This is a genomic window from Pseudomonas sp. B21-048, from assembly GCF_024748615.1.
Taxonomy (GTDB): Bacteria; Pseudomonadota; Gammaproteobacteria; order Pseudomonadales; family Pseudomonadaceae; genus Aquipseudomonas.
Map to the genome: position 1 here is coordinate 3047910 of NZ_CP087168.1, position 26661 is coordinate 3074570.

The window sequence follows — 26661 nt, forward strand, 5'->3', positions numbered from 1 at the left end:
CCTCTGGGGAAATTCTGATCTGATCAGCCCGTTTGCGGCGGCCAGCGCCTTGCTCAACTGTTACCCCGCGCGAACCCTGGCGCCTAATCCGAGCTATGTACGACTACGAGCAACTCTGCTTGCTCGTCAGAAACAGTGCGCAGACGATGAGATTTCTGTGCATTGAAATGAAGGGCGTCGCCTTCATCCAACGTCTGCCGTTCGTTACCGAAATCGACTTCGACACGGCCACGAACCACATAGATGAACTCCTCCCCAAGGTGCTCCTTGAAGGCAGAGTGGCCAAACGAGCGTGGCGGATAGACCAGAAATGGCAGCAACGCCCGATGGCCAATATGGCGCGCCAGCGGTACGTGAGCCACTGATACTCCCGCGTCATTGGCTTCGCGCTGCTGACGTCGAACCAGACTATAGCCTTCGGTGGGCACCGCCTCGGTGCTGAACAACTCTTCAGCCTGGGCATTCAATGCCTTGGCCAGTTTGAGTGCCACCGCAATGGAGGGCGAACTCACACCCCGCTCCACCTTCGACAGATAGCTCTTGGTCAATCCGGTTTGCCCGGCCAGCTGCTCCAGGGTTATCCCCATCTTCTTCCGCAAAATTCTCAGCTGCACCGCCATCCAACGCCGTTCCTTGAAAAATAATGACACTCGGCTTGCTAATGACACAATGTGTCATTAGCATCACTCTGTGTCCTTGAGAGTCGTTGCAGCGACTCCTTGGCAATTTGAACTGTTTTCGACCAGGTACTGACCGTGACCACGACCATGCAGATCCCGAAGGATCAGCTCGTCACCCTCGCTGAGAAGCAAATGGTGATGACACTGATCGATAACGAATATACCCCGAGACAGAAGCTTGCACTCACCTGCCGAATTCTTTTTGACGGCGGTCATGACTCAGGGCTGGCCGGGCAGATCACCGCCCGTACCGAAACGCCAGGCAGCTATTATACGCAGCGCCTGGGTTTGGGCTTTGACGAGATTTGCGGGTCGAACCTGCTGGTGGTCGATGAAGACCTCAAGGTGCTTAAGGGCCAAGGCATGGCAAACCCCGCCAATCGCTTTCACAGCTGGCTCTACCGGGCTCGCCCGGATGTGAATTGCATTATCCATACGCACCCACTGCACAGCGCCACGCTGTCGATGCTGGAAGTCCCGCTCGCAGTTTCCCATATGGACATCTGCCCGCTTTTCAACGATTGCGCCTTTCTCAAGGATTGGCCAGGTATCCCGGTGGGCAATGAAGAAGGCGAGATTATTTCCAAGGCTATCGGGGACAAGCGCGCCATCTTGCTCTCCCACCATGGCTTGCTGATTGCGGGTGATTCGATTGAAGAGGCCTGCGTCCTGGCACTGTTGTTCGAACGTGCGGCCAGGATGCAATTGCTGGCCATGAGCGCAGGGGAAATTCGCCCCATTTCCGAATTGTTAGGCAAAGAAGCTCACGACTGGATCTCCACCCCGAAACGTCACGGTGCAGCATTCAGCTACTACGCACGGCGCGCACTGCGTACCCATGGCGACTGCCTGGCCTGATCGTACCTACATTCATAAATAGAAAATGCAAAGGTGCCTGCATGTCTACTTCTGTAATTCGCGGCGTTATCGGCTACACCATTACTCCATTCGCGGTCGACGGCTCACTGGATCTGGTCGCCTTGGGGCAATCTATCGATAGGCTGATCGCTTCCGGCGTGCATGCCATCGCCCCTCTGGGGAGTACCGGAGAGGGAGCTTATCTTTCCGATAGCGAATGGGAGTCGGTTGTCCGCTTCAGCCAAGAGAAGATCGCTGACCGAGTCCCGACTGTGGTCAGCGTTTCTGACCTGACCACCGCGCGTACTGTGCAGCGTGCTCAACTGGCTGAAGCTTGTGGCGCCACTGCGGTGATGGTGCTTCCGGCCTCTTACTGGAAGCTGACTGATACGGAAATCGTCGATCATTTCAAGGCTGTAGGTGCAGCCATCAACATCCCGATCATGCTCTACAACAACCCAGGCACCAGCGGCACTGATCTGTCGGTCAATCTGATCCTGCGCATTCTGAGCGAAGTGAAGAATGTCACCATGGTCAAGGAAAGTACTGGCGATATTCAACGCATGCACCGCCTGTTCAAGGCAACAGATGGCAAGGTAGCCTTCTACAACGGCTGCAACCCGTTGGCCCTGGAGGCATTGGTTGCCGGTGCCACGGGTTGGTGTACCGCCGCGCCCAACCTCATTCCCGAGCTGAACCTGGCGCTGTGGGATGCCGTGCAGAGTGGAAAGCTGGAAGAAGCCCGTACTCTGTTTTATCGCCAGTACGAAATGCTGGAATACATCACTCGTCGTGGTCTGCCGACCACTATCAAGGCAGGTTTGAAGATGCAGGGCCTTGACGTCGGCGGCCCCCGCCTTCCACTTCAACCGCTCGATGCTCAAAGTTGCACCTTCCTGAAAGGGCTGCTGAACGATCTGGCATCGTAGTCGCTGGTCGAAGCAGCGTATGAGGCGTTCGCTGTCCTGTAAGTAGCTAGCGTTGTCATTTTCGTGATTGCGAAGTCGCGATCACCATAGAACTGAAGCCGAGGGTAAAACGTTGAAAGTCCATTTCGTGATGCACGAGTCCTTCGAAGCACCCGGTGCATTTGAGGACTGGGTAAAAGCTCGCGGTTACCAAGCCACCTATTCCCGCGTCTACCAACATGATGTCTTGCCAGATACCGCAGAATCGTTCGACCTTCTGGTGGTGTTGGGTGGCCCGCAAGATCCGGCGACTACGCTGGAGCAATGCCCACATTTCAATGCCGCAGCCGAACGCGAACTCATTAGCAAAGCCATATCGGCCCGACGGGCTGTGGTTGGAGTTTGCCTGGGCTCGCAATTGATCGGAGAAGCACTGGGTGCCACTTTCAACCACAGCCCCGAAAAGGAAATTGGCAAATTCCCGATTTATTTAACCCAAGAGGGTTTGGCTAATCCGAAGTTTTCGCACTTCGGGGAAACCCTCGAAGTCGGCCATTGGCACAATGACATGCCTGGGCTCACTCAGGATGCCAAGATCATTGCCAGCAGCGAAGGCTGCCCGCGTCAAATCGTTGAATACAGCCAACTGGTATACGGTTTTCAATGCCATATGGAACTCACCAAAGACGTCGTGGAACTGCTGATTCAGGCATCGGAGGCGGAACTGATAACACTCACTGATCGGCGTTTTGTTCAGCAGCCAGCCGCGCTACGGGCTAACGATTACGATGAGATGAACCAGAAGCTATTGGTATTTTTGGACAAGCTCGTTGCCGATTACCAGGCCGGGTAACGACTCAAGCGCCGCTGTTTAGGAGGCCGGCGCCCCTCCCTCTCATCTCAGTCCAGAGCCTCCCGCGTGCTCATGCCATTCAGAAAACGATCAGTTCCCATGTCATCGATCATGCAGGCCTTCAGAAACACAATGACATTGCCAATATCCGCCTCTATGCAGAAAACCTGATCACTTCATGAAGCCATGAGGCCCGCCCCATTACGTCCGATACACCTGACAGCGGAACGGGACAGTGCATCAATGCAACAAGGTCAGAACGTCACACTGGCGCTGAGTCTTGCCGTGCGAGATTCGCCGACGTTGACCGCCAGTTGGCTGCCGGTAGAGGACGGGTAGTACTGTTTGTCGAACAGGTTGTCGACGTTGAACTGCAGCGAAGTCTTGTACCCAAACAGCGGCGATTCCCAACGCACGAAGGCATCGGCCACGGTGTAGCTATTCAGCCAGAAATCGTTGGCGTTATTGGCCGCGCGCTCGCCGATGTAACGCGCGCCAGCGCCGGCATGCCACGCCCCGAACTTGGTAGGGACGTTCAGGTGATGGGTGAGGTACAGGCTCGCGGTGTGCTTGGGCGCATCGGCGAGGCGGTGACCTTCGTCATCCGGATCGTCGAGGATTTGCGTATGGGTGTAAGCGTAGGTGCCGATCAGGTCCCAACGCTCGGCCACACGCCCGGTGATGTCCAGCTCCAGGCCTTGTGAACCGACCTTGCCCGCCGCCTCCGAAAGGCTGACGCCATTGATTGTCTGGGTGGTCACGACGTTTTTCTTGACGATATCGAACAGCGCAAGGTTGATGTTCAGCCCCGGCAGCGGGTCGTACTTCGCGCCGACCTCGTAGCTGCGGCCCTCCTCCGGATCGAACGTGTGGCCCGCATCGTCGACTTGGGTATTGGGCTTGAACGAACGGCTGTAGTTGCCATACAGCGACAGCGTATCGGTGGCTTTGTAGACCAGGCCCACGAATGGCACGAAGGCATCGCCGTTATCGTCGCGGTTGACCTTGTAACTGCCGCCGCGGCCCTGATCGCTGTACTGATCGTAATGCTGCTGGCGACCGCCTAGAACCAGGATCCAGCGGTCATCAAGGTGCCAGTTATCCTTGAAGTACACGGAGCTGGAGGTCAGCCGGTTGCTCAGGTCGCTGTCTTTAGCGCTGATAAGGCTCGGCTCGGCCAGACGTCCATAAACAGGTGACGTGATGTTGAAACCCGACTGCACGGTATTACGGTAGGTTTTGCCGCGAAATTGGTCGGACGCTTCTGTGTCCACGCCGACCAGCAGGTCATGGCGTTGGCCGAGTAGTTCCTGCTGGCCGATGAAATCCCAGCTGGTGTAGCGGGTCTCATCATCGTAGTGAGCGCCGTTGGCAGCGCGTCGCAGCGTGTTGCCGGTCAATGAGCTGGGCTGGGCAATCGAGAGGCTGTAGCGGTCGTTGTTCCAGCCGTAGGTGACGCGGGTTTTCCAATCGTCATTCAACTGATACTCGAAACGCGCAGTGGCCACTTCACGAATACCGACGCTTTTGGCCCATTTTTCGTCGAGACGCTTGTCGTAGTTGATGTCCGCTGGATGACCATTGGTGAACACGGTGCCGCGGTCGAAGGGACTGGAATAATCGTTGTATTCGTAACTTAAGGTCAGGCTGGCGCGGTCGCCGGTCCAGCTCAGCGATGGCGCGACCAGCGTGCTCTCGTTCACGCCGTAGTTGCGCCAGTAATCCTCATGGCCACGTTCGGCAATCAGGCGATAAGCCAGGCCCGTATCTCCCAGAGGCCCGGTAGTGTCCACGGCCAGGGTGCCGCCGCCTTCGCTGTAGGCCGAACCGCTCAGCGTCGTGCTCTGCGTATATTCAGGCTGCTTGCTGATCACGTTGATCAATCCGCCGGGTTCCAACGCGCCATACAGCATCGAGGCCGGGCCTTTGAGGACTTCGATGCGATCCGTCGTGGCGCTGAAATTGTGCCCCAGATTGGAACGCACGCCATCGCGCAGGATCGAGCCATCATCGTTGGTGCCGAAGCCGCGCTTGACCAGTGAATCCCGAGAGTTGCCCAAGCTATTGCCCTGGCTGATGCCGCTGACAAACTTCATGGCATCGTCCAGCGAGCGCACCTGATAGTCGGACAGGGTTTGCTGGGTGACCACATTGACCGATTGCGCCTCTTCCTTGATCGGCACATTACTTTTGCTCGCCGTGCTGGCTTGAGAAGTGGTGTAACCCGTGTCCTGGCTGACACGGCTTGCCTGAATATCGGTGGCCGGCAATTCGAGAGGTTGTGCCCATAGAGGGCTGGCAAACATGACGCAGGAAAGTGTCGGCAACGCGTGTTTCATGAAGACTTTGCGGCGGGCAAGGGGGTGTTGATGGCTCAAGACGTCGCACTCGATGAATTGTTAGTAACGATTCTCATTGTATTGTGCGATGTATTTTCAGTAAACACCCTTCACGGTTCTCCTGGCGCGCCCTTGAGGACATCTGCCGACGACACCGCAGGCGTCCAATCCAGATAAGATCTCTGTCAGCGTCAAAAAAAATCACTTTTTAAAACAATTGGTTGAAGCCTCTTAACGGACTATTGGACAGAAGGCTATATTTTTGACTAGTGACATTTGACAGGCCGCCTGGAGTAGTCGATACCTAACAAGGTCGACGTATAACAAAGACCAGAGTCGAATGACTGGATATACGTCACCCCAGCAGTTAAGTTCATGATCGAAAGTACTTGATTTTCAACGGGCCGACCCTTCGGCCCCCTGCGGTAGCTTTGCTCATCACCCGGAACTTCATCTCTCTAATGCCGTGGCGATATCACTTTTAGCGTTAAGTTATGTTTACACTTTCTATCCAGAGTTCTGATTGAGCGCTGCCTCAGCGAATAGAACCTCCCTTGTATGCACGTCAGATAATTGACTCGAGTTATTAGTTTCCGCTACGTGCACATTACCTGCTTCGTTATTGATACACCTGCTCCAACTACTTAACACTTTTCGCGATTCCACAAGTTCGATACAACTCACTGGAGGCGCCAAGGCATCCCTGATGCGCCACCAGGCATGCTTAAACCAAATAGTGTGGAGCTTGCCAGAATGCTGACGAGTACCCAAGGTTCCAACTGGTATCTTTTGCAGTGTAAGCCGCGTCAGGACGAACGGGCACAAATCAATTTATTGCGACAGAATTACGTCATATTTTGCCCGCAAATCGTCAACCAGCGCCTGATTCATGGCAAACCTCATCACTCCCTGGAGCCTCTGTTTCCGGGGTATCTTTTCATTCAGCTCAGCCGTGATGACAAATGGGCGCCTTTGCGTTCCACACGCGGCGTCAGCCGTGTCGTCGACTTCAATCATGGGCCGGCGATGGTGCCTGACGATGTGATTGAGCATCTGCGTAGCCGGTGTTTTAAACCCTCGGAAACTCAGCCCCCCCACCCTTTCCAGCCCGGCGAAACGTTGCAAATAACCCGAGGGCCGTTGTCGACACTGGAAGGTATCTTCCTGACCATGTTAGGTGACGAGCGCGTCATGATTCTGCTGCACTTCTTGAATAGAGAACAACCCGTTCGCGTCCCGTTGACGGACATTGAGCGCCCTTGGACTCATTTATAAATTTTACCCATCCATTTCTGCTGCGACGGACGTTAAAGAAAACGATTCTATTGAACCGGCTCCAGAAACACGCCCCGTTACTGGCAACTTTCCAGTTAATGTTCCGTCCTTTTTAAAGCAACTAATTTCAACGTAAAAGTCTGACTCATCATGAAGCAGTTATGGGTCTTAGTCACCTGCAGTTTTTCCGGTCTATAGTCATTGGGTTCACCCCCAGGAGCAATGACATGACCCTCAAGACCCGCGGCCCTTTCGCACTGATCATGATCTCTTTATATCCCGGAGCGGCCTGGAGTCTCGATCCCCAGTCGATTGATATCTACGGATTCGACTTCACCCCCACCCTGTTATTTTCAGAGAGCTATGACGACAACTTTCGGGAACTGGAGCGAGGGCGCCAGTCTTCCATGGTGACTAAAATTGCGCCCACCTTCGAACTGAAAGCTGAAGACCGCAACAGTGCCACCCGCCTGATCTGGCAGCCGACCCGATACATTTATCATGACGAGCCGGATGCCTCGAATACGGCACAACGCGTGCGGCTCAACAGCATCATGGAATTCACCGATCGCCATCGACTGAAACTTGAAGCGGAAGCACGTAAATACGAGCGTACGACGTCGACCGCTGTCGATGGCATCAATGACAAGATTCGCACTAACCGCGTCAACGGCCTTTATACCTATGGCGCCAGGAGCGCTGACAATCAAATCGATCTGGGCGCCAGTTATGCGCAACTTCGCTACGACAATTCCGACGGTATCAATGACGATAAAGAGCGCAATACCACCGGCCTGACCACCACCTGGTACCACCGCATCGGCAGCAACACACGTGGATTGCTGGAATACGACCATACCGTCTTTGATTACCTGCAATCCGACAGCCGTCTCAACAGCACCTCCGATGCAATCCTTGCCGGTGCCGAATGGGACTTCACCGCACGCACCTCCGGCAAAGTCCGCATTGGTTACGAGCGCAAGAACTTCGATGACAACAGCGTCGATGACCTCAGTAATCCGACCTGGCAGGTAGACGTGCGATGGAAACCGCGCACCTACTCGACCTTTTCGTTTGTTGCCCGCCAGGCGATGGCCGAGGGCGACGACGGTGCTGACGCCGTCAAGACAACCTCAGCCCTGGTCGGCTGGCGTCATGGCTGGACCGAACGTATCACCACGGTGGCCGAAGTCGGGCTGTCCCGCTATGAGTACGAGGGCCAGGAACGCACCGATGACCTTCGTGACTACAACCTCGCCGTGGAATACGCAATGCGCCGCTGGCTGGATATCGCGCTGGGCTATCGCTACCGCAACGATGACTCCGATGCCGACAATCAGAGTTTTGAACGCAACATCTTCTTGCTCAGCTTCAACGTAAGTCTCTAAGAGGTTTTCCCTATGAACGCCCGAATGCTTGGCTTGTTGTTTTTGCCGTGGCTGTTGCCCGCGACGTTTGCAGCAGACCCCGGCGCCCAGTACAAATTGGCCGCCGGCGATGTGTTGCGCATCACGGTATTCGGTGAGCGGGACCTGAGCTTCGAGAAAATCCGTCTCAACGATGCCGGAATGTTTTCCTATCCGTTTCTGGGTGATATTGCCGCCAAGGGGTTTACGCCCAATCAGGTGGAAAAAATCATCGTCGACGGGCTCAAGCAAGGTTACCTGGTCGACCCCAAGGTCAGCGTCAACCTGATCGTCTACCGCTCGTTCTACATCAATGGAGAGGTGAAAAAACCCGGCAGCTATCCCTTCGAGCCTGGGCTGACACTGGAGAAAGCCATCGCCCTGGGCGGTGGCCTGACCGAGCGTGCCTCGATCAAACGGGTAACCATCGTGCGCGGCGATGGCTCCCCATCACTGACCGACAAGGTCACGCGCAGCACCGCCATCGCCCCCGGTGACACCATCTCCATTGCACAAGGCTTTTTCTAATCATGGACAACAGCCCAAGCATCTACGTCGAACGTCCGCTCCAGCCACATCTGGCTCAGCAGCAGTACAGCGAGGAAAAGGACACCATTGACCTGCTCAAATACTGGAGGGTGATCTGGCGCGCCCATTGGAAAATCGCATGGTTGATACTGCTTGGCTGTGCGCTGGCGATGGCCACGCTGTCGTTCATTCCCCCACAGTACATCGGCAGTACCACCCTGCTGATCAAAGAAAAAACGCCGCCGCTGTTGGCCTTTCAGCAAGTCACGGATTCGAGCTCCGGTACCGTCGATTACTTACAGACGCAACTGGCGCTTATGCAATCGCGGGATCTGGCCGAACGCGCCGTCAAAAAGCTCAGCCTCACCACCCACCCGGTGACCGATCCGCGCCAACAACCGGAGTCGTGGTTCACACCGCGAAAATGGTTGGCAACGCTTGAGCTTGGCCAGTGGCTGCCAGTAGCAGGCCTTTTGACGCCCATGCCGGTGATGCCCTCTGAAGCGGATATCTTCAATGAAGTCACGCAGGACCTCATGCAACATACCAGCGTCAAATTCGTCGGTAAAAGTCAGCTGATTAAAATAGAGGTGGAGTTACCCGACTCTGGCCTGGCTGCCGCCGCCGCCAATGCAATTGCCCAAGGCTTCATCGATAGCCAGCTCGACAATAGCTTGAAGTCCTCGCAGACCAGCACCAGCTGGATGAACTCACGCCTGATCGAGTTGCGCAATAACCTGCGCAGTGCCGAAAACAAACTTCAGGCTTACCGGGAAGCACAAGGCCTGGTCGACGTCGGCGGTGTCACCACCATCAGCGCCAATGAACTGGAAATGACCGGCAACCGCATGATCGATGCCCGCCGCAACCTGGCGGAAGCCGAGAGCCGGTTTCGCCAGGTGCAGGCCCTGAGCAACGGCGACCTGAGCAAACTCTCAAGTGTGCCGGCCGTCTTGAGTAATCCTGTGGTGCAGAAATTCCAGGCGCAACAGGCCAAGGCTCAAGCCAAGGTCGAAGAATTGTCCGGGCGCTACGGCCCAAAACATCCGACCCTGGCTGCCGCTCGCGCCGAGTTGCGCATGGCTACCGACAGTTTGCGCCTGCAGGTTCGACAGGTGGTCGCCAGCATCGAACAGGATTACCAGCTATCCAGGGCCAGTGAAAACTCACTGCGTCAATCATTCAACAGCAACAAGGCGCAGATACAGGATATTTCGCGTAAAGAATTCCAGTTGCGTGAATTCCAACGTGAAGTCGACAGCAGCCGCGCCCTGTATGAGACCTTCGTCACTCGTTTGAAGGAAACGGCGGCCACGGCAGACATGGACGCCACCAAGGCGCGCATCGTCGACCCTGCGATTGTGCCTTTGGAACCGAGCAAGCCTCGTAAAACATTGATTGTGGCCATTGTTGCCATCGTGGCTGCGCTGATCGGCATAACGCAGGCGTTGCTGTCCGAAACCCTGAATAAAACCTTCAAGACCGACGAAGCCGTCGAAAGCGCGCTAGACCTCCCCCTCCTCAGCGTGGTGCCGCTGGTGACCAAGAGAAGCCGTCGGCAACTGGCGCGATTGTTCGACGACAACGACCATCCGCGTTTTTGCGAGACCATTCGCAATCTGCGCACCTGGTTGATGTTGCACAGCGGCGACATGCCGTCACAGGTAGTACTCGTTGCCTCAACCATGGCCGATGAGGGCAAAAGCACCATCGCCAACAACCTGGCCTCCTCGCTCACGAGGCTGGAGCGTGTCCTGTTGATCGATGCCGACATGCGCAAACCCAGCCTGTCGCTCAACTTCGACTTTCCGGCAGACAGCCCGGGGCTGGCCAATGTCCTGGCGGGTACTGCCCGGCTCGAAGACTGTATTCGTACGGTCGGCAACCTCGACATGCTGCCGGCCGGCAAACTTTCACCCCCTCCGCTGGACCTGCTCAGCTCGCCGCGCCTGGCCCCCCTGCTTGAGGCGCTGAAGTCGCGGTACCAACGCATCATCATCGACTCCCCGCCTGCGCAAATGGTCAGCGATGCGCTGTTGCTGGCCAAGCATTCGGACGCAGTGATCTATGTGGTCAAGGCCGAGAGCACGCCTGTGAACCTGGTGCAGAAATGCCTTGCCATTCTGCAGCAGAGCCATGCGCCGGTGTTTGGTGTGGTGCTCAACCAGGTTGACCTGCGCAACGCTCGTAGACAGGGCTACAGCCATTCCGATACGTTCCAGAACTACGACTACATGTCCAGATAGAACCTTGCGCCTGTCTCACCCGTAGTCTCCTTCCCAACATCTACCAAAAGCTGCTTCATCCCAGTCGAGCTATACCAGCGTGCGGGAACGAGGGCGTGCAGTATTCGGCGCCGAAGTCCAACCCATGCCCGGAGGTTGAGCCGATGACATCGCTCTACACCGCTCAAATGGCACACCGGCGAGGTCTGACCTTCTGGGGCCAATGGCTGTGCGCACTCAGCCTGACCAATCTGCTGCTGATGTTGCTCGTGTACTGGCGGGTCGGCAGCCTGACCAGTGAATACCGTGTTCTGATGATTCTGACTGTCCTCGGTTCGGTTCCGATCTACAGCGTCATGCAGGTTTACCACAAGCGTCATGAATGGTTGTCAGGACTCGCTCGGTTACTGGCGGCCTGGATGATCTTGCTGGCCGTGCTGATCAGCATTGCCTTCGTCACCCAGACCAGCGTGATGTTCTCGCGCCAAGTGATCATCGTCTGGGCCGTACTGGGTTATCTGATCCAGACTGCGAGTTTTTTTGCCCCTGCACTACCTCGCCCGACTGCATTCACGCAAGCTCTGCAACGAGCGCCGCGCGGTGATCATCGGTACGTGCCCGACCGCGCACAAGCTGGCGAGGAAACTGTCCAGACCGAACCGCGTACCGCTTCTGGGTTTTATCGCAACCGCCGAACATACCGGCCCGGCACCCAGCATTCTGCCGCTGCTGGGGCGCATCGACGAGGTTCGCGAAATCATCACTCACCTGCGCATACGTCGCGTCTATATCGTGCTGCCGATGGCCCAGGCAGCCATCATTGAAGCCCTGTACATCGACCTTCTGGACATGAATGTCGACGTGGTCTGGATCCCCGATTTCGGCAGCATGGTGTTGCTCAATCAGTCGATCTCGGAAATAGAGCGAATGCCGGCCATCTACCTCAATGAAAGCCTGATCAGTTCGCATCCCGGCAGCCTGCTCTGCAAAGAGCTGTTCGAACGCAGCCTGGCCGCCGTGGCCATTATTGTGCTCAGCCCCTTGCTGCTGATCGTGGCGGTGGCCATCAAGCTTTCCTCGCCCGGCCCAGTGTTGTTCAAACAAAATCGCTACGGCTGTAACGCCGAGGTGATCAAGGTCTGGAAGTTCCGCTCGATGCATGTGCACGACGACCACGAAGTCCGTCAGGCCACCCGCGAGGATGACCGCATCACCCCGCTTGGGCGTTTTTTGCGGCGTAGTTCCATCGATGAGCTGCCGCAACTGTTCAACGTGCTCTTCGGCGAAATGGCCCTGGTCGGCCCGCGACCGCACGCGGTCACGCACAACATTTATTACACCGGCAAGGTTTGCGCCTACATGGCCCGTCATCGCCTCAAGCCGGGCATTACAGGGTTGGCCCAGATCACCGGGCATCGAGGTGAAACCCAGACGCTGGAAAAAATGCAGCAGCGCGTCGCCCAGGACCTCAAGTACATCAACCAATGGTCGCTGTGGCTGGACGTCAAGATTCTCGTCAAGACCCCTTTCACATTGTTCTCAAAGGACATCTATTAGGGATGTCAGGCAATGATCAACCTGGAATTAATCGGGCATTACACCCCCAGGCGTAACAAAAGGAGAAACACCCGTGCCAGACCAAGCCCCCCTTTTACCGCATTCAGTCTGCGTCGTGATCCCGATGTACAACGGCGCCGACAGCATTGAGCAAACACTGGCGTCTCTGGTCGGGCAAACCCGACGGCCCGATCACGTCATCGTCATCGACGATGGTTCCACCGATGACGGACCACAACGGGTCAAAGACTTCGCGGCGCCGTTTCGCCTGACGCTGTTGCGGCAAGCCAACGAAGGCCAGGCCAGCGCCCGCAACCACGGATTGCGGCACACTGAAGAGACTTTTGTGGCGTTTCTCGATGCCGATGACCAATTTTGTCCGCAAAAGCTGGAGCAACAACTGGCGCTGTATGACGAACTCAGCCGTCAAGGACGGCCGGTGGGGGTGATCGACTGCTACACGCAGATCAATTACAGCGACGGTAGGCGGCAAGTGGACAACCGGCGCAAGAGCGGCAGGCATTTCTACGATTTCATCCACGCCAACGTCGTCAATGGCGTATCCACCGCCCTGGTCAAGCGCGACGTGATCATGCAACTCGGCGGCTTCGATGCCAGCCTGCGTTACTCCGAAGACCGCTTCATGTGGACCCGAATCGCCGAACACTGGGAGATTCACACGGTGCCACAGGTGCTGCTGGAGCGCACGGTCAACAGCGGCAACATGACCGCGCAACCGAAAAAGTACTACCAGAACAAGATCAGGTTCATCGAAGTGTACCTCGCCCGCTATGGCGCGCAGCTCAGCAAGCAGCAACGGATCGATTTCGTGCTGGGCAACCACACCGACTTTCTCAATGCATTTTCCCGATGCGGCGAGCATGCCCAGGTGATCGGCGTGTACCGGCGAATGCTGGAATATTCCTGGCAAGCACTGATCTTCGCCAACGGCAAACCGACCTTGCGCTACCTCTATGCCCACGCCAGATCATTGCGCAAGGCAAGGGCGTCAACCTTCGCTGATTGAACCGGTATCCGCACGGCTAAACACCGTCTGGTTACATTGATCAGGAACACCTCACCATGCGCAAAACCACACTGATCACTGGCGGGGCCGGCTATATCGGCACCCATACCGCCTTGGCGTTAATCAACGCCGGACACAATGTGCTGGTGCTCGACAACCTGTGCAACAGCTATCGAGAATCGATCGTTCGCCTTGAGCGACTGACTCATACCCGGGTCGATTTCATCAATGGAGATGTTCGCGACTCGATCTTGGTCGACGATGTCTTCCATCGCTACGACATTGATGCGGTGGTGCATTTTGCAAGCTTGAAATCCGTTGAGGAAAGCGTGCGAAGACCCTTGGATTACTATGCCAACAACTTCGCCGGTACGCTGAGCCTCTGTGGGGCGATGGCCCGAAACGATGTGTTCAACCTGGTGTTCAGCTCGTCGGCCACGGTGTATGGCGACCCCACGCGAACACCGATTGCCGAAGACTTCGGCACCGGCAAACCGGTTAATCCCTACGGCCGCACCAAGCTCATGATCGAGGAATTGCTCACCGATCTGTGCAGTTCTGATCCACGCTGGAACATCGCCTTATTACGCTACTTCAACCCGATTGGCGCTCACGAAAGCGGGATGATCGGAGAAGCCCCCAAGGGTCGACCCAACAACCTGTTGCCGTGCCTGACACAGGTCGCGATTGGCCAGATTCCCGAACTCACGGTGTACGGCTGCGACTATCCCACCGTGGATGGGACTTGCGTACGCGACTACATTCATGTGGTCGACCTTGCCAACGGTCACCTCAAAGCGTTGCAGGTGCTGCAGCACCGCAGCGGCATCAATTTCTGGAACCTCGGCACCGGCGTCGGCTACAGCGTGCTGCAGATCATTCACAGTTTCGAAGACGTTACCGGCATCACCATTCCCTACCGCTTCGCGCCGCGCCGCCTCGGTGACATCGCAAAATGCTGGGCCGACCCGAGCAAGGCAGGACGTGAACTGGGTTGGAGCGCCCAACGCGGCCTGGAACAGATGATTATCGATACCTGGCGGTGGCAGTCGTGTAATCCGCAGGGGTATCAGACTTCATTCGAAATTCCGGCGTCGATTGAAGCGAAGTGATGCAGATGCTTAAAGAAGGTCTGCTGGCACTCCTGCTGTCGGTTTCGCTTGTTTGCAACGCAGCACAAGCGCCTTCCCGTGTACCCACCACCGGGCTCGTGCTGTGGCTGGACGCGGCCGATGCTTCAACAATGACCTTGGATGCGCAGAACCGTCTCCAACGCTGGAGCGACAAATCCGGCGAGTCCAATGACGCCACAGTAGACGATGCCGCCTTGCAGCCACAGTGGATGGCAAACGCCCTGAACGGTCATTCGGTAGTGCGTTTCAGTGGCGTTTCGGCGTTTCTCGGCAAAACAATCCGCACGGCCAAAGGCCCTGTGACGGTGTTGATCGTGTCCCGTCGATTGCCCGAACAAGCCCGGGTCGACCCCTGGCAACGGTTATTCAGCTCACGCCCGCAAACTGCCAACAACGATAACGTGTTACCGAATTTCGCCATTAGCCTGCAACAGACCACCGCGTATGCGCCGACTGTTTCCGTCTTGGAGCTTTACGATGTGCCGATTGGTCCGTATGCAATCGGACGCAATGTCGTCGGCAATTCCGAAAACTTTCGCGGCGACATCGCAGAAGTGCTGGTGTACGACCGTCCGTTTGCCTCCCTCGCAGAGCGCCAGCGTGCATTCCAGTACCTGGCAGACAAGTGGTCAGTAGCCATCCCCTTACAGGCCGATACCTGGACCCGTGTCGGACCACTCGGCACATTGCCGACCCGGACCCACGCCAATCTGCCGCTATCCGATCAGGCCAATGCCGGTCAGTGGATTCTCAACACGAAACTGTCCGACGACTTCAATGGCACAACCCTCGACCCCGGGCGCTGGCACGTCAACAATGCCATAGGGACCGAATCGCTCGGACGCAAACCGGCGCTTTTCACTGCGGGCAATGCCACCGTCAGCAATGGCAACCTGAACATTGTCTTTCGCAAGGAAACCTTGCCGCAAAAGTATGTCCTGCTCGGTTTCAAGGACTACACCTCAGCCATGGTTCGTACCCTTGAACGCGGCTTCTACGGATATTACGAAACACACGCCAGACCCATGAACTCCGCAGGTTCCAGCGCATTCTGGCTCGCGTGGACGGGCATGGCTGACAACGCAACCGAAATCGATATCTTCGAAATCGGCGGCAAGACCAAAGACGCTGCCTTCGACCGGCTATACAACATGAACGCCCACCTGTGGGCCACGCCGCAAAGCACCGAACATGTCGCCAACGGCAGCACCTGGATCAGCCCCTGGCGCCTGGCAAGTGCCTTTCATGTCTACGGCTTCGACTGGCAGCCCGACACCCTGCGCTGGTACGTCGATGGCGTGCTGGTCAGGGAATCGAAGAACACACACTTCTTCTTCCCCATGCAAATCGTCTTTGACAGTGAGGCCATGTGGAATTGGTTCGGCGTGGTCGACGATGCTGACCTGCCTTCCACCTTCAGCGTCGACTACGTCAAGATGTGGCAACGTGCTCAATAGCCTTCACACGGAGCTATAACGTTCGCCCCAGATCAAATTTCAATCGGCAGGGGATCTGTTTTCAATCAGCGCCAACACGTTTGGAGCGCATAGACATGATCAAGCGCCGGGTGAAAGAATTAGACTTGCTGCGCTTCCTTGCTGCTTTCGCAGTAGTGATTTTTCACTATGCTTTTCGCGGGTATGCAAGGGGCGACATGTCTACAATGCCCTACCCGCTATTGGCTGAGTCTGCTAAATACGGTTATTTAGGCGTCGAACTGTTTTTTATGATCAGCGGATTCGTCATTCTGATGACCGCTTCGAGCAATAATCTCAAAGTATTTTTTATATCCCGCGTCGTTCGCCTCTACCCTGCTTTCCTGGTGTGCTGCACCATCACTTTCCTAATCACGCTTGCCATCGGCCAGCCAAGATATACGGCTAGTTTTTATCAATACATTATTAACATGACATTGCTTAGCGACTTGATGGGCGTCCCGTCGATAGACGGTGTTTACTGGTCTCTGTTTGTAGAAATCAAATTTTACCTAATGATATCCATTCTGTTGGGCTTCAAAAAAATAGAGAAAATAGAAACATACCTCATCCTCTGGCTACTCATCTCTGCCGCAGCAGAAGCCTTCACTTTTGAAAAGATGCGCTCGATATTAATTACCGATTACTCTGCATACTTCATAGCGGGTGCCACGTTCTACATTATATGGGCCAAGGGATTCACAAAAACACGAATCCTCCTGTTGACAGGTGCATTGGCATTAGCCAGCTACACCGCAATTGTATGGGCCGAGCTGCTCGAAACCAAATATTCAACCGAATTCAATCATCTGATCGTATGCGGGATAATTATCCTGTTTTTCATGACGTTTTTGTTGATCGCAACGAACAAAACGGCAGCCATAGGGACATTGGACTGGACTACATTAGGGGCGTTAACCTACCCACTTTACCTATTACATCAAATGATTGGCTTTATGATCTTTAACATTGCTTATCCGGCCGTGAATCCGCACATACTGCTATGGGGAACCGCCGCCTTGATGATAGGTGCGTCTTATATCATTCACAAAAAAATAGAAGTCCCCATAGCCAGACAAATTAAAAAAATTCTTTCATTATCTCTCAGCCGTGTCGGAAACTGATTAGCCCTGACTTTGACCATATCACCGCAGTATCAAGCAGCGGAGCTGCGCAGGTTATTGCGTAACGCGAACAGGCGCGAGTTCGTCCACGTCAACAGCCCCCAGGAGTCAGCAATGATCAATCTGGAATTAATCGGGCATTACACCCCGAATCTGCTGGACGCCAACAAGGCATTTTCCTTCATTAATTTTGCGTCCGTCGGCAGTCTGTTCGACCGGCACCCGACGTCCGTCGCCTATTTTTGCGACGGCATGCTGATGTCTGCCTTCATGTCTCGCATCACCGGCCGGGCGATCGGCCGGGTCAGCTTCGACTTCACGTCCATCGCTGACTCTGTCTTCAGTTGCGCCGAGAAACAAGGCAAGCGCGTGTACTTTGTCGGTGCCAGGCAAGCCGAACTGGACCTGTTCATCGATAAGATCAAGGTTCGCTACCCGGCGTTGATTATCGCCGGTCACCACAACGGCTATTTCGATGCACCGCAGGCCGCGTGCATTCAAGCAGACATCTGCCGTAGTGAAGCAAACATCCTGATAGTCGGCCTGGGCGCCGGGCTTCAAGAGCAGTTCGAGCAGGATGCCTTGCGTGCCGGCTTCACCGGTGCTGCATTCACCTGTGGCGGTTTCATTCGCCAAGAGGCCACGGCCACTCATCATTACTACCCTGAGCTGATCAACCGCCTGCATCTGCGCGCGTTCTATCGGATGTACCGCGAACCGCACACCATCAAGCGTTACCTGGTCGATTATCCGACCAATTTTGTTCATCTGTTGGTGATGATCGTTTGGCGCGAAGTGACCATCAATATCACTCACCCCTGAACACCCGGTACTGATCACCCAGCATTGATCACCGAGCACCGACCATGCATATCCTGTTCATTCTCAAGGACTTCAAGCCCGAGGGTGGCCTCGAGCGTGTCCAGCAACGCCTGGCCAGGCAGTTTCTCAAGGATGGCCAGCGTGTCAGTTATTTCGTCATGAACGGCGACACGCCGGACGATGAAGGGGCTGCCACGCTTAATGGCGGCGGCAATGGAGTCGTCGGCCTGCTCAAGTCCATCGTATTGCTGCGCCGGAGTATTCGTCGTGAGCGTGTGACTCACCTCATCGCCGCCAAGGAACAAGCCAATCTCTGCACCTGGTTTGCCACCTTGGGTAGCCCATGCAAGGTCATCTATACCCGTCACGCGGCACTCGATTGCAGCGAACAGAGAATCAGCCCAGCTACTGTGCGTCTACTCTATGCGTTGTACCTCTGTGGCAACGGTCAGGTCGTGACAGTTTCCAATGGCTTGCGCCAGTCCCTCGCCGATCGGGTGCCCTGGGGTCGCCAGCGCATCCGTTATTGCCCCAATGCCGTGGTCACCGAACAACTGCTCAATGCCGCACAAACGCCCATGCTCATCGGTATGCCGACGGAGTTCTGGTTAGCGGTGGGCCGGTTGGTGCAACCGAAGGGTTTCCATTTGCTGCTCGATGCCTATGCCATGGCCTTACGCAGCGCTGCACTGCCGGATCTGGTGATCATCGGCGATGGCCCGCAGCTCGCCGCGCTGACTTCACAGGCAGGCCGCCTGGGCATCAAGGAGCGTGTGCATTTCACCGGTTTTCTGAGTAATCCCTACCCATTGATCAGGCATGCACGGCTGCTGATCCTGAGTTCCTTTCATGAGGGCTTGCCGACCGTCCTGATCGAGGCCCTGGCGCTGGGCACGCCAGTGTTGGCCTGCGACTGCGAAACCGGGCCCAGGGAATTGCTTGATAACGGCCGCCTCGGCCACCTGGTCAAGGTCAATGATGTACCGGCGCTGGCCGAAGGGATGCTGCGCAGCCTGACCGCGCAAGGTCAGGCTGCGCCAAGCACACAAGTGGCCGCTGACGCCGTCCGGCAGTACACCAGTCAATACGCCGCACAGGCGTACTACCAGGTATGGAATCAATGAAAAGGCTGCTGATTATTCTGCAGGACTTGAACGGAGGCGGAGCCGAAAAAATGATGGTGCGCCTCGCCGGTGCGCTGACTGACGCAGGCAATGACGTGACCTTGTTGATGCTCACCGGTACAGGAGTGAACTCGGCGCGCCTCGACCCACGGGTCAAACAGGTCGAGTTGCACAGTGCGCACAGCTCGAGGGCAGTGCCGGCTCTGGCACGTTTTCTTCGCCACAATTACTTTGACGCGCAACTGGCCGCCCTCACCCACGTCAACGTGGTGGCCATCGCCGCTGCCGCGTTGTCAGGTACTTTGGCGCGCCTGCATGTCAGTGAGCGCAACGCATTTTCCCATGACAAATACGTCAATCCCGCGTTGACCGTACGCACAGCCTATCTGCTGGCCCCGCTGCTGTATCGACTCATCCCCAATCCGGTGATCTGCGTCTCGCGCGGCGTCGCCCAGGATCTGGTCGACACCACCATCACGCGACCACAGGACGTGACCATCGCCGACAACCCGGTACTCGACAACGATTTTCGCGACAAGGCGCCGGGGCGCCCAAGCCACCGCTGGCTGCTGGAAAAGTCCACCCCGGTGATTGTCGCCGTGGGTCGCCTGGCGCGGCAGAAAGGCTTTGACGTATTGATCGATGCCTTCGCCCGATTACCCGATCCCGGTGCCCGATTGATCATTTTCGGCGAAGGCGCGCTCAGAACCGAGTTGCTTGAGCAGGCAGTCGCCCTGGGCGTGGCCGACCGGTTCGATCTGCCGGGCTATACCAGCGATCCATTGGCGGAAGTGGCAGCGGCCGACTGCTTTGTGCTGTCGTCTCGTTTCGAGGGCAGTCCCAACGCGCTGGTCGAGGCCATGTCCACGGGCACCCCCGTGGTATCGACCCACTGCCCCTATGGCCCGCAAGAGATTCTCGACAATGGCGCAATCGCCCCGCTGGTGGTCGTCGACGACCCAGCAGCACTGGCACAGGCCATCGCCATGGAACTGACGTTGCCGCGAGATTCAAACCGCCAGGCCCGCATTGATGCCGCTGCCCGCTTCGTAAGCGCCTGCGCGGCGAATACCTATCTCGACGCATTACTGAGGTCGTCATGAACAAACTGGAAGTGAGGTACACCACCCTGCGCGACGCCTTCACGTTGTTCGGCGGGCTGTTCTATATCCAGGTGATTGGATTTTTTTTCGGGTTGGCGGATGTGTCGAGTCTGGGCGCCGCCGAAAAAGACCTCGAAGGCAACGCGATCAACCAGATCTGCGGCCTGATCACCCTGCTGGTTCCGCTGTTCTTCTTCATCCGCAACAAGGTCTTTCTCAGCAAAAGTTTTTACAGGAACAATGCCTTCCTGCTGGTATTCATACTCGGCCTGGCCGTATCGATCAGTTGGTCCTATGACCCGATGTTAAGTTTCAAACGTTTTGTGGCGTTGATCAGCCTGGTGTTCTTTGCAGGTTTCATCGCCTACAACTACAGCCTCGAGAAAATCGCCTTCATGCTCGGCTGCATCATCGGTGCCGCAGCGTTGTTAGGCTTGATATTCGCGTTTTTCAGGCCTGACATCGCCTTCATTTACGGCGGTCCTCGCGATGGAGCGTTCAAAGGGATCTTCCCGGAAAAGAATGCCGGCGCACGGATCAACGCGATCGCTATTCTGTTACTGCTGCCGATGATCCGTCAGCGCAATCCCTGGGCCATGCTCTGCTCGTTGTTTTCGCTGATCGCGATTGCGCTGGCCCAATCCGCCACCGCCATAGCGCTGATCGTTGCCGGTACGGTGAGCTATTGGTACTTCCTCACGCTAATCCGCTTGCACATCAACCGCTCATGGCCAGCGTTCCTCGGTACGATGATCGTCTATGTGCTGATCTGTTTCTTTCTATACGGCAATTATGCGCTGCTGCTGGAGCTGACCAGTCGTGACCCGTCACTCACCGACCGCACGCGGATCTGGGACCTGCTCACACCACTGATCGACGCCGAACTCCTCAAGGGTTACGGCTTCGGCGGCTTCTGGTCCAGCCCGAGCGCCGAAGTATTCATCAACCGTTGGGGTTACATCGGCAATGCCCACAGCGGTTACATGGAAACCTTGCTTAACGGCGGCATCGTTCAGTTGATAGCGCTGATCCTCATGCAGGTCGAGGCGCTGATCAAACACTATCGGGCCGTATTGGCTGATCAGTTGGCACAGTTTCACGTCAGTGCGATGGTCATCATCGGATCGTTCATGCTCACCAACTATGTGGCGTATGTAGTGCCCAATTACCGCTCGGCGGAGTTTTTGGTGTTCTGCGTTCTGGCCCTGTCATTCCGTCACCACCACGCCAAACGCCCCGGCTTGGCAACACATCCTTTCACGTCTGGTGATTGCGTCACGCTCGAGGGCGTACCCGCCAAAACGATGTCCAAGGAGAACAGCCAGTGTTGAATGTTCCCTCGCGATTACTCTGTTCGGTCATCAGCGTGTTCGGGCGGATGTTCGAGCATTCGTGGCAAGCGCTGATTTTCTTCGAGGGTAAACCGACCTTGCGCTATCTCCATGCGCGGGTGAATACACTGCGCAAGGCGCCTTAGCCTGGACACTGCCCATGGCCAATCATCGCCTGATGACCTTGATCTGGATCTTCACCGAAAAAATCGGCCTGATTTTCTTGTCCATGATTACCTTCATCGCTTATGCCAGGCTCATGTCGCCGGCAGAGCTGGGGGTGGGCACGGTGATCATTGCCGTTGTCGAGGTACTGGCCATTCTCTACTCCTCAATGCTCGAAGACCCGCTGGTACGTTTGGAGCATCTCGAAGAGAAACACATCTGCACAGCCTTCTGGTTCGCCGTGCTGATCAGCCTGGCCTCTATCGTCGTCATATCGTTTGCTGCGATGCTGTATACGAGGTCTGTGATGCTGCAGTGGATGACCGCGGCCGCCTCGCTGAAGATCCTGTTCACCATGATGGCACGGGTCTATGTCGTGGAAATGCGCCGCACCAGCAACTTCAAGATGCTGGCCTCGCGCACGCTCTTGGGCAAAGTGGCCGGCGGCGTCGGGGGTATCGCCATTGCACTGTGGGGATTTGGCGCCTGGGCCGTGATTGCTCAGGCGCTGATCATGGAATTCGTTTCCATCGTTGTATTGATGCTCGGAAACCGCCGCCGGATTGCCTTCTACATTGACGGGCCGTTCTTGCGCGAACTATTAAGCGCCGGAGCCCCTGTCGCCATCAACGTGATGAGTTGGCAAATGCTGCAGCGCGGCGTCAATGTGCTACTCGGCATTACGGCCGGCACCTATGCCGTCGGTATGTTCAATATGGCCATGCGCATCATCGATCTGCCTCGCTCGGCGATCTATAACGGCCTGATGAGTTACGCACTGCCGGTGTTTGCCCGGCGCGGCAACGATACCCCGCGGTTGATCGGGTTGATCCGCGACTCGACGGCCATCAGCGGTTTCCTGCTCACGCCGCTGTTCATCGGCATCGCGTTAACGGCCCAGGACATCATCCTGTTGATATTCGGCGCCAAATGGGCAGAAGCCATTCCCCTGCTGCAAGTGCTCGCCTGCACGGCAGCCATCGGCAACATTGCCATGTATGCCACGACCGCGCTGGTGGCGGTCAATCGCACCCACCTGACCGTCAAGGCTGAAGTCGCAACCACCCTGCTGGCGCTGGCGCTGGTTTACAGCCTGGGTCATCGCTACGCAGGCATGGCCGCAGCCCTGGCCTTGCTGGCGCGGATGGTGATGATCACGCCCTTGCAGATCCGTGGGCTGAACACGGCAATAGGTTACGGTTGGCGCGCGGTTTTCGAATCCAGTTATCGCAGCGTGATCGCCTCGCTCATCATGGCCGCCACTGTGGTGTTTGTTTCTTCGCACCTGGATTTGCGGGGGTATCTGCATTTGGCCTGCAGCATTGGTATCGGCACGCTGACCTATGCGCTGGCCTATAGCGCGTTGCACCCACGGTGGCCGCAGGAATTTAAATTGGTGTTCACTGCTCGCTGACTGTCCTCTACTCACTGCCGGGGCTTGGTGTTGGGAGTACATATCCATTTCTACCCCCTGTCTTGTCCATCTTCATTACCCAAGCCCGAGCCCCCCCATAAAGAGGTCGCAGCAATGAACGGTACGATGACTTCCGATCAAGCGATAGCCTGTCTAAACCTGGCGCTTGAACGTAACAAACAACTGTTCAGCGAAGCCTATCACTTGAGCCACGCCGCCCTTGATCTTCTCGAACACCCCGATATGGACGTCGATATGTTCACGCAATACCAGAAGAAAAGACGACAGGCTGATCGTAAATACCTTGAAGCCATCGAGCACTTGCGATTAATCATGGCTGAGTACCCTGTCCATCTTTGCTCAGCAGAGCGTTCAATACATCAGCCGCCCGTTTCGGCCGAGGAATGATGGCAAAACTTGACCTCAGCGGGTCGCTGATTCACCGAGGATGAACACCACCATTACCAGTAGCCACAGCAGAATCCCGGGAAACTTTTCCGACCATCCGTGAAAAAACAAAAAAATGGACCTCTTCCAGAGGCCCATTTTTTACTCAGTTAATCGCAGGCCCGTGTTAAAGACTCGACCGTGAAGCACCCTGAGCGATAAACCGTACGAGCCTGCATACCTTGCTTTTGCAGTGTTTTCCTGACGGTTCTGAGGAACATCCCGTGGGAGATAACAATCGTCGTCTTCCCTGTCTCGGAGCAGGACTTGTAGAGCTCATCGGCAACACCGACAGCCCGACGGTATTCCGTTTTTCGGGGGATGGCTCCCAATGAAACCCCGAGTAACCATAAAATTCTGTGCAGCGCGAACCATTGCCTCAATCCCATTTTCAGGAGGGGAATGGCGCTTAACCGCAGGTCGTACTCTTGTAATCGACTGTCCTGTTGAACACGCGCAGCCTCGAACAATTTGCACGCCGTTGCATAAGCCCTGTTGACCGGCGACGAAATGACGTTGGCCTCAGACGCTAAAAGTGGTTTGGACAAGTCCGACTGACTCAAGAACCCTGTGATTTCACCCTCGTCAATGGCTGAGGTCTGGTTATATTCATCCAGCAATGCTTTAGCCGCAACGCCATCGCAGCGCTTGTAATTGACCAAGGGCGAGGCGTGACGGATTAAATAGATCACAATAAATAAACCCTGCGTGCTGTATGTATTCGCCAGTACACCAAACCACAGCCTGTTTTAGTAGCTGCCCAAAGGGGCAGGTTAAATAACATCACCTCCCCTGACCGAGCCCTTCCGCACCCGAAAAACAGAGGGCATAACGGACCTTTTGTCGCAGGCTTGACACGTCACCGTCCCTGGCGAGGTGTAGACACTGTGTTATCGAAATTGCAAACCAGGGCAACCTTCCGGCGGCACTCCGATCCTGTATGATCAGTCGCCGCTCTTCCCACTCAGAGCGCTGACCATGGAAGGTAATATTGGTGAATGACTGGCGCGAAGATTTCATGGAGTTGGTTTTTAGTTGTACGTCTGAACATGAATTATTCAATGAGCTGACTAAAATAACTTGCAGCTTGGGATTCGAGTTTTGTTCCTATGGACTAAAAACCCACGCACCGTTAACGCCCCCGCACTATTTTCTATTCTCAAACTACCCCAGCGCTTGGGAGAAAAAATACGTAACCGAAGATTATTTCTCCCAGGACCCCACCGTCGAGCACGGGCTGACACGCTCCACGCCCCTGCGCTGGTGCGCAGAACAACAACATCAAAGCCTGGCATTCTGGGAAGAAGCGCGACACTACAACCTCAACCATGGTTGGTGTCTTTCTTCGCAACGCGAACACAACACTACTGGTTTACTCTCTGTTTCCCGCGCCGATGAATATATTTCAACGGCAGAGTTGGAGAGTAAAGAGGTTAAATTAATCTGGCTGACTCAGTTAGTGCATGAGTCCATGACGCGCTTTTTGTCCGAAAAACCCATCCCTGAACAATACAAGCCATTGACCGCACGCGAAAAAGAAACCTTGAAATGGACGGCCATGGGAAAAACGTATGTCGAAATCAGCATTATTTTGAATATCGACACGCGAACCGTGAAATTTCATGTGGTCAATTCCATGCGCAAACTCCAGGCATCGAACAAAACCGAAGCCGCCGTCAAAGCATCCTTGATGGGTTTGCTGTTCTAAAGCTGTCGTTCCGGCTTGCCATCAGACACCCGTCCCTTGGGTCGCGCCCATTGCAATGCAGCCCAAGGACGGTGCAACTGTCGAGGGTTTCAACTGGGTCCCGTCCCGCAACCCTCGGCCGTTTCACATCCGGCGTGTGTGCCGATCATGCAATGGTCGGCAGGCCGAACAGGGCTCAGGCAGAAATCGGCCGCGATAACGACGCGGGTCAGAGCGGCAGCGCTTCACGCTGGAGATCAGCAACCATCGCCCTCTCCTCCAGGCACTCATCCAGGAAGCTCACCACCGTCCCCATACAGCCCACCCGCTCCTCGACATGAGGCATATGGCTGGAGTTCTCGAACAACGCCCAACGCGCATTAGGGATCTGTTCCAGATAGGGTTTGACCACCGCCGGTGTTGCTTCATCGTAGCGACCGGAGATCACCAGTGCCGGCACGTTGATGTGCCGCAAGCGGTCGACAATGGTCCAGTCTTTCAGGCTGCCTATCACATGAAACTCCGTCGGCCCGCTCATGGCGTGGTAAACGGTGGGGTCGGCGTCGACGTGAGCAAACGTACGCGCCACCTCATCGGGCCACGGCAGGACGCGACACACATGATTGTCGTAAAAAACCCTCGAAGCCTCCTGATAGGCGGGCGCTTGAAAATTCCCGGCCCGTTCGTGCTCAAGCAATGTTTCATGTACGCCATCAGGCAATAATTGACGTAAACGGTTGGCTTCCTCGACCCAGACGCGCATGTCCGCAGGGGAATTGGCGACAATCAAAGCCCGCAGCCCCGCAGGTTGCCTTACCGCGTGCTCACTGGCGAGCATACCGCCCCAGGATTGCCCCAGGAGTGCGTAATTGTCGCGCATGCCGAGATGATCCAGCAGGTTGTCCAGCTCATCGAGAAACAGCTGTACGCTCCAGAACGAAGGGGCTTTTTCAGGTAGGTGGGTCGAGCGACCGTTGCCCAGTTGATCGTAATGAACCACTGGATACCCACTGGCGGCGATGTCCTTGAAAGCGTCCACGTAGTCGTGCGTGCAGCCCGGACCGCCGTGCAGAATCACCAGCGGCGTGCTTTTACCGTCGAAGTGACCCGTGACGCGGTACCAGGTCTGATAAGGACCAAAAGGGGCGAAGCCTTCACGTATCCCGATAGATTCCATTTT

23 protein-coding genes and 1 pseudogene are annotated in these 26661 nt (G+C 55.9%); 20 read left to right on the forward strand and 4 right to left on the reverse strand.

From position 1 onward, the window contains the following. Positions 1-83: 83 nt before the first annotated feature. Positions 84-620, reverse strand: a complete 537-nt coding sequence (locus LOY56_RS14400) for a helix-turn-helix domain-containing protein (RefSeq protein WP_258614945.1) — start codon at positions 618-620, stop codon at positions 84-86. 135 nt (positions 621-755) lie between these two features. On the opposite strand from LOY56_RS14400, the gene LOY56_RS14405 reads away from it, so the two are divergent. From LOY56_RS14405 to LOY56_RS14415, 3 genes are all read left to right on the forward strand, one after another. Next, a complete protein-coding gene (locus LOY56_RS14405; protein WP_258614947.1) occupies positions 756-1538 on the forward strand; it encodes an aldolase in 783 nt (260 codons plus the stop codon). Positions 1539-1579: 41 nt separating this feature from the next. Next, positions 1580-2467: a dihydrodipicolinate synthase family protein gene (locus tag LOY56_RS14410; RefSeq protein ID WP_258614950.1), complete on the forward strand. Its 888-nt coding sequence runs from the start codon at positions 1580-1582 to the stop codon at positions 2465-2467. Positions 2468-2579: 112 nt separating this feature from the next. After that, positions 2580-3299: a type 1 glutamine amidotransferase gene (locus LOY56_RS14415; RefSeq protein WP_258614951.1), complete on the forward strand. Its 720-nt coding sequence runs from the start codon at positions 2580-2582 to the stop codon at positions 3297-3299. A 254-nt stretch (positions 3300-3553) separates the two neighbouring features. Here the strand turns inward: LOY56_RS14415 and LOY56_RS14420 are convergent, their stop codons facing one another. Continuing rightward, positions 3554-5638: a TonB-dependent siderophore receptor gene (locus LOY56_RS14420; protein ID WP_408980386.1), complete on the reverse strand. Its 2085-nt coding sequence runs from the start codon at positions 5636-5638 to the stop codon at positions 3554-3556. Positions 5639-6391: 753 nt separating this feature from the next. On the opposite strand from LOY56_RS14420, the gene rfaH reads away from it, so the two are divergent. The 16 genes and pseudogenes from rfaH (at position 6392) to LOY56_RS14500 (ending at position 23755) form a co-directional block, all read left to right on the forward strand. Next, a complete protein-coding gene (rfaH, locus tag LOY56_RS14425) occupies positions 6392-6913 on the forward strand; it encodes a transcription/translation regulatory transformer protein RfaH (protein WP_258614955.1) in 522 nt (173 codons plus the stop codon). A 227-nt stretch (positions 6914-7140) separates the two neighbouring features. Then, complete coding sequence (locus tag LOY56_RS14430) at positions 7141-8301, forward strand: outer membrane beta-barrel protein (RefSeq protein WP_258614956.1); 1161 nt, start codon at positions 7141-7143, stop codon at positions 8299-8301. A 12-nt stretch (positions 8302-8313) separates the two neighbouring features. Continuing rightward, a complete protein-coding gene (locus LOY56_RS14435) occupies positions 8314-8847 on the forward strand; it encodes a polysaccharide biosynthesis/export family protein (RefSeq protein WP_258614958.1) in 534 nt (177 codons plus the stop codon). A 2-nt stretch (positions 8848-8849) separates the two neighbouring features. Continuing rightward, on the forward strand, positions 8850-11093 hold the full coding sequence (locus LOY56_RS14440; RefSeq protein ID WP_258614960.1) for a polysaccharide biosynthesis tyrosine autokinase: 2244 nt from the start codon (positions 8850-8852) through the stop codon (positions 11091-11093). Between the two features lie 143 nt (positions 11094-11236). Next, positions 11237-12629, forward strand: a pseudogene (locus tag LOY56_RS14445) (undecaprenyl-phosphate glucose phosphotransferase). Positions 12630-12702: 73 nt separating this feature from the next. Beyond that, positions 12703-13656, forward strand: a complete 954-nt coding sequence (locus tag LOY56_RS14450; protein WP_258614962.1) for a glycosyltransferase family 2 protein — start codon at positions 12703-12705, stop codon at positions 13654-13656. A 56-nt stretch (positions 13657-13712) separates the two neighbouring features. Then, complete coding sequence (gene galE / locus LOY56_RS14455) at positions 13713-14768, forward strand: UDP-glucose 4-epimerase GalE (RefSeq protein ID WP_258614965.1); 1056 nt, start codon at positions 13713-13715, stop codon at positions 14766-14768. After that, positions 14768-16246, forward strand: coding sequence for a family 16 glycosylhydrolase (locus LOY56_RS14460; RefSeq protein WP_258614966.1), 1479 nt, complete (start codon positions 14768-14770; stop codon positions 16244-16246). Before galE ends, LOY56_RS14460 begins: the two co-directional genes overlap by 1 nt. A 95-nt stretch (positions 16247-16341) precedes the next feature. Next, positions 16342-17388 (forward strand): acyltransferase, encoded by a 1047-nt coding sequence (locus tag LOY56_RS14465; RefSeq protein ID WP_258614968.1) that lies wholly within the window; start codon positions 16342-16344, stop codon positions 17386-17388. Positions 17389-17502: 114 nt separating this feature from the next. Next, positions 17503-18210, forward strand: coding sequence for a WecB/TagA/CpsF family glycosyltransferase (locus LOY56_RS14470; RefSeq protein ID WP_258614971.1), 708 nt, complete (start codon positions 17503-17505; stop codon positions 18208-18210). A gap of 44 nt (positions 18211-18254) precedes the next feature. After that, positions 18255-19334 carry a glycosyltransferase gene (locus LOY56_RS14475; RefSeq protein ID WP_258614973.1) on the forward strand — a complete coding sequence of 360 codons (1080 nt, stop codon included), beginning with the start codon at positions 18255-18257 and terminating at the stop codon, positions 19332-19334. Beyond that, the gene (locus tag LOY56_RS14480; protein ID WP_258614979.1) at positions 19331-20437 is read left to right on the forward strand and encodes a glycosyltransferase; all 1107 of its coding nucleotides are present in this window, start codon (positions 19331-19333) and stop codon (positions 20435-20437) included. Before LOY56_RS14475 ends, LOY56_RS14480 begins: the two co-directional genes overlap by 4 nt. Next, positions 20434-21768 (forward strand): O-antigen ligase, encoded by a 1335-nt coding sequence (locus LOY56_RS14485; protein WP_258614981.1) that lies wholly within the window; start codon positions 20434-20436, stop codon positions 21766-21768. The genes LOY56_RS14480 and LOY56_RS14485 overlap by 4 nt, the downstream gene beginning before the upstream one ends. Further along, positions 21762-21914 carry a hypothetical protein gene (locus LOY56_RS14490; protein WP_258614984.1) on the forward strand — a complete coding sequence of 51 codons (153 nt, stop codon included), beginning with the start codon at positions 21762-21764 and terminating at the stop codon, positions 21912-21914. Before LOY56_RS14485 ends, LOY56_RS14490 begins: the two co-directional genes overlap by 7 nt. A 14-nt stretch (positions 21915-21928) precedes the next feature. Continuing rightward, on the forward strand, positions 21929-23347 hold the full coding sequence (locus LOY56_RS14495; RefSeq protein WP_258614985.1) for an oligosaccharide flippase family protein: 1419 nt from the start codon (positions 21929-21931) through the stop codon (positions 23345-23347). A 114-nt stretch (positions 23348-23461) separates the two neighbouring features. Then, entirely contained in the window at positions 23462-23755 is a 294-nt protein-coding gene (locus tag LOY56_RS14500; RefSeq protein ID WP_258614986.1) for a hypothetical protein, read from the forward strand. A 149-nt stretch (positions 23756-23904) separates the two neighbouring features. Here LOY56_RS14500 and LOY56_RS14505 read toward each other — a convergent pair whose 3' ends face one another. Continuing rightward, the gene (locus LOY56_RS14505) at positions 23905-24486 is read right to left on the reverse strand and encodes a phosphoglycerate mutase family protein (protein WP_258614988.1); all 582 of its coding nucleotides are present in this window, start codon (positions 24484-24486) and stop codon (positions 23905-23907) included. A 302-nt stretch (positions 24487-24788) separates the two neighbouring features. Between LOY56_RS14505 and LOY56_RS14510 the strand changes: the two genes are divergently transcribed. After that, positions 24789-25502: an autoinducer binding domain-containing protein gene (locus LOY56_RS14510; RefSeq protein ID WP_258614989.1), complete on the forward strand. Its 714-nt coding sequence runs from the start codon at positions 24789-24791 to the stop codon at positions 25500-25502. Between the two features lie 208 nt (positions 25503-25710). On the opposite strand, the gene LOY56_RS14515 is transcribed toward LOY56_RS14510, so the two are convergent. Next, positions 25711-26658 carry a proline iminopeptidase-family hydrolase gene (locus LOY56_RS14515; protein ID WP_258614991.1) on the reverse strand — a complete coding sequence of 316 codons (948 nt, stop codon included), beginning with the start codon at positions 26656-26658 and terminating at the stop codon, positions 25711-25713. Positions 26659-26661 lie beyond the last annotated feature (3 nt).

Bases quoted from the DNA above. Each gene is read 5' to 3' on its own strand.
- galE (WP_258614965.1), top strand. From the start codon at position 13,713: ATGCGCAAAACCACACTGATCACTGGCGGGGCCGGCTATATCGGCACC.
- rfaH (WP_258614955.1), top strand. From the start codon at position 6,392: ATGCTGACGAGTACCCAAGGTTCCAACTGGTATCTTTTGCAGTGTAAG.
- LOY56_RS14400 (WP_258614945.1), bottom strand. From the start codon at position 620: ATGGCGGTGCAGCTGAGAATTTTGCGGAAGAAGATGGGGATAACCCTG.
- LOY56_RS14435 (WP_258614958.1), top strand. From the start codon at position 8,314: ATGAACGCCCGAATGCTTGGCTTGTTGTTTTTGCCGTGGCTGTTGCCC.
- LOY56_RS14440 (WP_258614960.1), top strand. From the start codon at position 8,850: ATGGACAACAGCCCAAGCATCTACGTCGAACGTCCGCTCCAGCCACAT.
- LOY56_RS14500 (WP_258614986.1), top strand. From the start codon at position 23,462: ATGAACGGTACGATGACTTCCGATCAAGCGATAGCCTGTCTAAACCTG.
- LOY56_RS14480 (WP_258614979.1), top strand. From the start codon at position 19,331: ATGAAAAGGCTGCTGATTATTCTGCAGGACTTGAACGGAGGCGGAGCC.
- LOY56_RS14475 (WP_258614973.1), top strand. From the start codon at position 18,255: ATGCATATCCTGTTCATTCTCAAGGACTTCAAGCCCGAGGGTGGCCTC.
- LOY56_RS14430 (WP_258614956.1), top strand. From the start codon at position 7,141: ATGACCCTCAAGACCCGCGGCCCTTTCGCACTGATCATGATCTCTTTA.
- LOY56_RS14470 (WP_258614971.1), top strand. From the start codon at position 17,503: ATGATCAATCTGGAATTAATCGGGCATTACACCCCGAATCTGCTGGAC.
- LOY56_RS14495 (WP_258614985.1), top strand. From the start codon at position 21,929: ATGGCCAATCATCGCCTGATGACCTTGATCTGGATCTTCACCGAAAAA.
- LOY56_RS14420 (WP_408980386.1), bottom strand. From the start codon at position 5,638: ATGAAACACGCGTTGCCGACACTTTCCTGCGTCATGTTTGCCAGCCCT.
- LOY56_RS14410 (WP_258614950.1), top strand. From the start codon at position 1,580: ATGTCTACTTCTGTAATTCGCGGCGTTATCGGCTACACCATTACTCCA.
- LOY56_RS14460 (WP_258614966.1), top strand. From the start codon at position 14,768: ATGCAGATGCTTAAAGAAGGTCTGCTGGCACTCCTGCTGTCGGTTTCG.
- LOY56_RS14465 (WP_258614968.1), top strand. From the start codon at position 16,342: ATGATCAAGCGCCGGGTGAAAGAATTAGACTTGCTGCGCTTCCTTGCT.
- LOY56_RS14515 (WP_258614991.1), bottom strand. From the start codon at position 26,658: ATGGAATCTATCGGGATACGTGAAGGCTTCGCCCCTTTTGGTCCTTAT.
- LOY56_RS14485 (WP_258614981.1), top strand. From the start codon at position 20,434: ATGAACAAACTGGAAGTGAGGTACACCACCCTGCGCGACGCCTTCACG.